Origin of the sequence: Micrococcus sp., from assembly GCF_030523875.1 — a bacterium.
Lineage (GTDB): Bacteria > Actinomycetota > Actinomycetes > Actinomycetales > Micrococcaceae > Micrococcus.
Window position 1 is genome coordinate 847 of record NZ_JAUNHR010000166.1, and the last position, 891, is coordinate 1,737.

The following is an 891-nucleotide window of genomic DNA, read 5'->3' on the forward strand; positions in this document are numbered from 1 at the left end:
ATGGACCCCAACGCGACTGACACGCCCGAGACCCGAACCCTCGTCCTCGGAGGTGGCTGCTTCTGGTGCCTCGACGCCTTCTACCGCACCGTCAAGGGCGTGCGCTCCGTGACGAGCGGGTACACCGGCGGCCACACGCCGGACCCGTACTACGAGCAGGTGTGCTCCGGCGCGAGCGGCCACGCCGAGGCTGTCCGCGTGGTCTTCGACCCGGAGGTCATCCCGGCGCGAGTCATCCTCGCCATGTTCTTCGCGATGCACAACCCCACGACGCTCAACCGTCAGGGCTGGGACATCGGCACGCAGTACCGCAGCACGATCTTCGTTGCGGACGCGCAGGACGAGCGCGACGCCAAGGACGCCATCGCGGCCGCCCAGGAGCTGTGGCCCGACCCCATCGTCACGACGATCGAGCCGCTCGGCGAGTTTCACACCGCCGAAGCGATCCACCAGGACTACTACAGTAGGTTTCCAGAGGCGGGTTACTGCCAGGCCATCGTCAGCCCGAAGCTCGCGTCCGCGCGCAAGGGCTTCGCGGAGTGGGTTCAGCCCACCCGGTGACGCCGGCCGCCGCGCGTCAAGGGCCCTGGCCGTCGCAGCCAACCCACGACCGCACCGCATTTCGTCACGAGGAGCAAGAACGTGAACACGAGCGATCGGCCCGCACACGGGCGCATTTACGATGACGTCACGCAGGTCATCGGCGGCACCCCCATGGTCCGCCTCAACCGACTCACGGAGGGCCTGCCCGCGCAGGTGGCCGTGAAGCTTGAATTCGCCAACCCGGCCAACAGCGTCAAAGACCGGATCGGGGCGGCCATCATCGACGCGGCCGTCGCCTCCGGCGACCTCAAGCCCGGCGGCACCATCGTCGAGGGAACGAGCGACAAC

The 891-nt window shown here is 68.2% G+C and carries 2 protein-coding genes; both read left to right on the forward strand.

What is annotated here, in order from left to right; all coding sequences use genetic code 11:
- Entirely contained in the window at positions 1–561 is a 561-nt protein-coding gene (gene msrA, locus Q4D18_RS11810) for a peptide-methionine (S)-S-oxide reductase MsrA (RefSeq protein WP_303128650.1), read from the forward strand.
- A gap of 81 nt (positions 562–642) precedes the next feature.
- Positions 643–891, forward strand: a 249-nt coding sequence (locus Q4D18_RS11815) for a pyridoxal-phosphate dependent enzyme (RefSeq protein ID WP_303128652.1), incomplete at its 3' end; no start/stop codon positions are given.